Genomic DNA, 5,824 nt, shown 5'->3' on the forward strand with positions numbered 1-5,824 from the left:
GGCTGCCGCGGACGTGCGTGCACTGCGGGCTCGATCTCGGCCCCGACCACCGCGAACAGGACGGCCCCTTCTGCTGCGCCGGCTGCCGCGTCGTCCACGGCCTGATCCACGGCGCCGGCCTCGACCGCTACTACGAGCTGCGCCGCGGCGAATCCGCTCCGTCGCCGCAACTCCGTCCCGACAACTTCGCCTGGCTGGACCTGCAGCTCGAGGATCCCGCCCACCGCGTGGGCGAGGGCGTGGTGCGGTTGCGCCTGGACCTGCAGGGCGTGCACTGCGCCGCCTGCGTCTGGCTGCTCGAACAGCTCTTCGCGCGGCGGGCCGCCGGTCGCGACCTGCGCATCAACCCGGCCCTGGGCACCGTCGAGCTGGTCTGGGACACGCGCCTCGGTTCGCTGCGGGACTACCTGGCCGAGGCCGAGGCGTTCGGCTACCGCTTCGGCCCGGCGCACGCCAAGCCGACGCCGCGGTCGCGGGGGATCCTGGTGCGCCTGGCCGTCGCCGCGGCCGCGGCCATGAACGTCATGATGTTCAGCCTCAGCTACTACTTCGGGCTCGCGCCCGGCGAGCAGGGGCCGGCCTACGTCATGTTCGGTCGCCTGAGCCTCGCGCTGTGCACCGTCGCGGTCGGGGTGGGCGGCTGGCCTTTCTTCGCCGCCGCGTGGCGGGGCCTGCGCCGCCGCGTGGTGCACCTGGACCTGCCCATCGCGCTGGGGATGCTCCTGAGCTGGGGCGGTTCGGTCCACGCCTACCTGACCGCGGGTCCCGAGAACGCCTACTTCGACACCGTCACCATCTTCGTGGCCCTGATGCTCGTGGGACGCTGGCTGCAGGAGTGGGTGCTCGAGCGCAACCGCAACTCGCTGCTGGCGTCCGGCGGCATCGCCGACCTCTACGCGCGCCGCCTCGTCGACGGCCGGCTGCAGGCCGTGTCCGCCTCCGATCTGCGCACCGGCGACGAGATCTGGGTCGCGCCCGGCGACCTGGTGCCCGTCGCGGGCGTGCCCCTGCACCGCGAGGTCCTGGTCTCGCTGGACTGGATCACCGGCGAGTCCGACGCGCAGGTCCGCCGCCCCGGCGAGCGCGTGCCCGCCGGCGCCTTCAACGCCGGCGAGACGGGCTTCCGGCTGGCCGCCGTGGAGGACTTCTCCGACTCGCGGCTGCACGACCTGCTGCGCCTGGACGACGCGCGCGGGGACGACGCCGACGCGCCCCGCGACGCCTGGCACCGCATCGCCACGGTGTACGTCGGGGTCGTGCTCCTGCTGGCCGCGACGGGGTTCGCGGCCTGGCTCGGCGCGGGGCTGCAGCGGGCGGTGGCGGTGGCGGTCTCGGTGCTGGTGGTCACCTGCCCGTGCGCGCTGGGGCTGGCCGTGCCGCTGGCGCGCGAGCTGGTGCACGTCGGGCTGCGCCGGCACGGCGTGCTGCTGCGCCGCAACAGCTACCTGGAGAAGGCGCTGCGCGTGCGCAAGATCCTCTTCGACAAGACGGGCACGCTGACCCGCGGCCTGCTCGCGCTGGCCGACGAGTCACGCCGCGAGCTGCTGGCGCTGCCGGCGGCCGAGCGTCGCGTGCTGTGGAACATGACCGGCCGCAGCGGCCATCCGGTGAGCCGCTGCGTCGCGGCGGCCCTGTCGCTGAGCGACGCCGCCGCCCCCGGCGAAGGCGCCGCCCGGCTCGACCCCGCGGCCGACGACGTGCGCGAGGTCCCCGGCGAGGGACTGTCCTGGGAGCGCGACGGCGCCGTCTGGCGCTTCGGCCGACCGGCGTTCGCCCTGCCGGCGGCCGGAAACATCGATACCTACGCCGGGCGCAGCGTCTTCAGCCGCGACGGCGCGCCACTGGCGTCGCTGACGCTGGTCGAGGAGATGAAGCCCGACGCCGTGGCCGAGGTGGCGCGGCTGCAGGCCGCGGGCTACGAGGTCCACCTGCTGAGCGGCGACGCGCCCGCGCGCGTCCGGTCGGCGGCGGCCGCCCTCGGCCTGGCGGCCGGACGGGCCCGCGGCGGGTTGTCCCCGCAGGCGAAGGCCGACGCCGTGCGCGAGCTGGACGACCGCGACACCCTGATGATCGGCGACGGCCTGAACGACAGCCCCAGCTTCGACGCCGCCTGGACGGCGGCCACCCCGGCCGTCGACCGCGCCGTGCTGCCGCACAAGGCCGACTTCTACTACCTGGGCGACGGCATCGCCGCCGTCCGCCGCTCGCTGGACGCCGCCCGCCGCCTGCGCGCCGTGCAGCGCGGCAACCTCGTGTTCGCCGGCGTCTACAACCTGATCGCGGTCGGGCTCTGCCTGTCCGGGGCGGTCACCCCGGTGGTGGCCGCGGTCCTGATGCCCGTCAGTTCCGTGACGGTGGTCGCGGCGACCGCCGCGCGCCTCGGTGCGGGGAGGTCCCCGTGGACGTCCTGATGATCACCGTTTTCGTCAGCCTGCTGCTGGTCGTCGGCGGGCTGGTGCTGTTCTTCGTCCGCCAGCGCGCGGGCGACTTCGACCACGGGGACCGCCTGTCGCTGCTGCCGCTGGCCGACGACCCGCAGGGCGATCCCGACCCGGAAGCGAAGACGCAGGAGCCCTGAGCGGGCTCGTCCACCCAAGGAGAGGAGGCTCCGCGACTCATGCAAGCCACGACTCCCGTCACCAAGCGCGTGGTGTACGACGACGACGTCGTCCGCGCATTCTCGCTCGCGACCATCATCTGGGGCGCCGTCGGGCTGCTGGTCGGCGTCCTGGTCGCCACCCAGCTGTCGTTCTGGCAGGCCAACCTCGGCCTGCCGTGGACGACGTACGGCCGTCTGCGCCCGCTGCACACCAACGCGGTCATCTTCGCCTTCGTCGGCAACATGATGTTCGCGGGCGTCTACTACAGCACCCAGCGCCTGCTGAAGACCCGCCTGGCCTCGGACCTGCTGAGCTGGGTCCACTTCTGGGGCTGGCAGGCGGTCATCGTGGGGGCGGCGGTCACCTACCCGCTCGGCCTGACCCAGGGCAAGGAGTACGCGGAGCTGATCTGGCCGCTGGACCTGCTGGTCGTGCTGGTCTGGGTCGCCTTCGGGGTGAACTTCTTCTGGACGCTGGCCCGGCGCAACGAGCGCAACCTGTACGTGGCGATCTGGTTCTATATTTCGACGATCATCACCATCGCCGTGCTCTACATCGTCAACAACCTGCAGTTGCCGACGAGCGCGACCCATTCCTACTCGATCTTCACCGGGGTGCAGGACGCCCTGGTGCAGTGGTGGTACGGCCACAACGCCGTGGCCTTCTTCCTGACCACCCCGATCCTGGGCATCATGTACTACTTCCTGCCCAAAGCCGCCGGCCGGCCGGTCTACTCGTACCGGCTGTCGATCGTGCACTTCTGGTCGCTGATCTTCATCTACATCTGGGCCGGACCGCACCACCTGCTGTACACCGCGCTGCCGGACTGGGCGCAGACGATGGGCATGATCTTCAGCGTCATGCTGTGGGCCCCGAGCTGGGGCGGTATGCTCAACGGCCTGCTGACCCTGCGCGGCGCCTGGGACAAGCTGCGCACCGACCCGGTCATCAAGTTCTTCATCGTCGCGGTGACCTTCTACGGCATGAGCACCTTCGAGGGGCCGCTGCTGTCGATCAAGAGCGTCAGCGCCCTGGGCCACTACACCGACTGGATCATCGGCCACGTCCACGGCGGCGCCCTGGGCTGGAACGGCTTCATGGCCTTCGGCATGCTGTACTGGATGGTGCCGCGCCTCTGGGGCACGCAGCTCAAGTCGGTGCGCCTGGCCGAGGTCCACTTCTGGATCGCGACCTTCGGCATCCTGCTCTACGTCGTCGCGATGTGGATCTCCGGCGTCAGCCAGGGCCTGTTCTGGCGCGCGCTGGACGCCGAGGGCTTCCTCAAGTACCCGGACTTCATCGAGGGCCTGCTCGCCTCGCGGTTCATGTACCAGATGCGCCTGATCGGCGGCCTGGCCTACTTCGCCGGCGCCCTGCTGATGGTCGGCAACCTCTGGGCGACGATCCGCAGCGGCCGCCGGACGACTGTCGAGATCGAGGTCCAGGGCTACGAGCGCGGCGGCCCCGGCTTCTGGGCGCTGATGCGCGGCGCGCCGGTGCTCTACTCGCTGGCCGTGATCGTGCTGTCGCTGATCCTGTTCTTCTCCAGCACCCTCGGCAGCGCCATCGCGCTGGCCGGTTTCGGCGTGCTGGTGATCGCGGGCGCCCTCTCCATCGGCATGGAGAAGTCGCGCCGCAGCTGGCACGACCTGATCGAGGGGCACTCGCTGGCCTTCTCGGTGCTGGTGCTGGTGGCGATCCTCGTGGGCGGCCTGGTGGAGCTCGTGCCGCTGGTCGTCGCCAAGAAGGACGTGCCGGCCCAGGTCGCGCACGCCGATTCGGTCTGGGCGGCGAAGGGCGAGTACGTCTTCGTCCAGATGCCCTACAGCCCGCTGGAGCTCGAGGGCCGGGACATCTACGTGCGCGAGGGCTGCTACGTCTGCCACAGCCAGATGGTCCGCCCCTTCCGCCACGAGACCCTGCGCTACGGCGAGTACAGCCGGGCCGCCGAGTTCATCTACGACACGCCCTTCCAGTGGGGCTCCAAGCGCACCGGCCCCGACCTGCACCGCGAGGGCGGCAAGTACGCCAACGTCTGGCACTACCTGCACATGACCGACCCGCGCTCGACCTCGCCGGGCTCGAACATGCCGCCGTACCCGTACCTCAAGACGCACCGGGTCGACCTGGGGGCCACCGCGGGCAAGATGCGGGTCCTGCGCAAGCTGGGCGTCCCCTACGACGAGGCGCAGATCGCCGGCGCCTCGGCGACCGCCCGCGACCAGGGGGGGCTGGTCGTCGCCGACCTGGCCACCCAAGGCGTCACGATCGCTCCCGACAGCGAGCTGGTCGCCCTGATCGCCTACCTGCAGCGCCTGGGCCGCGGCCCGCAGCCCGTGGCGCCGGCCCCGGCCGCGGTGGCCGCGCGGGAGGTGGCGCGATGAGCGAGTGGTTCTTCCGGGACAACCCGCTGCTGGCCTGGCCGCTGGTGGGCCTGGGCATCTTCGTCGCGGCGTTCCTGATGGTGATCCTCTACGTGACGGTCGTGCTGCGCCGCGACCGCGAGCTCGAGCGGATGGCGGCGCTCCCCCTGGACGACGGGGCGACGGGCGCGGCCGAGGAAGGAGTCGTGCGGACATGAGCGAGCACAAGCCCGACGAACTGCGCGGCCACGTGTACGACGGCATCGAGGAGTACGACAACAAGCTGCCCAACTGGTGGCTGTTCATCCTCTACGGGTCGATCGTCTTCGCGGTCGGCTACTGGCTGGTGTTCCACACCTTCTCGATCGTCGACCTGCCGGGCGCCCGGTACGACAAGGAGATGGTCAAGGCCAGCGAGGAGCAGCTGGCCCGCATGGCCAAGCAGGGGCTCACCGACGAGAGCCTGGCCCTGATGGCCGCCATCCCCGCCCAGGTGGAGGAGGGCCGCCAGCTCTACGCGACCTACTGCGTGGTCTGCCACGCCGACCGCGGCCAGGGCCTGGTGGGCCCGAACCTGACCGACGGCTTCTGGATCCACGGCGGCCGCCCGCTGGACATCCACAAGACCGTCACCGACGGCGTGCCGAGCAAGGGCATGGCCGCCTGGGGCCGCCAGCTCGGTCCGACGCGCGTCCAGAAGGTCGTGGCCTACGTGCTGACGATCAAGGGCACCGAGGTGCCGGGCAAGGCGCCCGAGGGAGTGCCCGAGGCCGCGGCGGCCCCCGCGGCCGCCAAGGCGTCGCCGACCACCGTGGCGTCGCCGACCACCGTGGCGCCGCCGTCCGCCGCGCCCGCGGCAGC

The 5,824-nt window shown here is 71.8% G+C and carries 5 protein-coding genes; all 5 read left to right on the forward strand.

What is annotated here, in order from left to right:
* On the forward strand, positions 1 to 2,411 hold a 2,411-nt coding region (locus Q7W29_14930), incomplete at its 5' end, for a heavy metal translocating P-type ATPase metal-binding domain-containing protein (protein ID MDO9173115.1).
* A complete protein-coding gene (gene ccoS, locus Q7W29_14935; GenBank protein ID MDO9173116.1) occupies positions 2,399 to 2,578 on the forward strand; it encodes a cbb3-type cytochrome oxidase assembly protein CcoS in 180 nt (59 codons plus the stop codon). The genes Q7W29_14930 and ccoS, both read left to right, overlap by 13 nt.
* Before the next feature lie 39 nt (positions 2,579 to 2,617).
* Entirely contained in the window at positions 2,618 to 4,984 is a 2,367-nt protein-coding gene (gene ccoN / locus Q7W29_14940) for a cytochrome-c oxidase, cbb3-type subunit I (protein ID MDO9173117.1), read from the forward strand.
* Complete coding sequence (locus Q7W29_14945) at positions 4,981 to 5,181, forward strand: hypothetical protein (GenBank protein MDO9173118.1); 201 nt, start codon at positions 4,981 to 4,983, stop codon at positions 5,179 to 5,181. Before ccoN ends, Q7W29_14945 begins: the two co-directional genes overlap by 4 nt.
* Positions 5,178 to 5,824, forward strand: a 647-nt coding sequence (locus Q7W29_14950) for a cbb3-type cytochrome c oxidase N-terminal domain-containing protein (protein MDO9173119.1), incomplete at its 3' end; no start/stop codon positions are given. The genes Q7W29_14945 and Q7W29_14950, both read left to right, overlap by 4 nt.

It is taken from the genome of bacterium, assembly GCA_030654305.1.
Classification (GTDB): Bacteria; Krumholzibacteriota; Krumholzibacteriia; order LZORAL124-64-63; family LZORAL124-64-63; genus PNOJ01.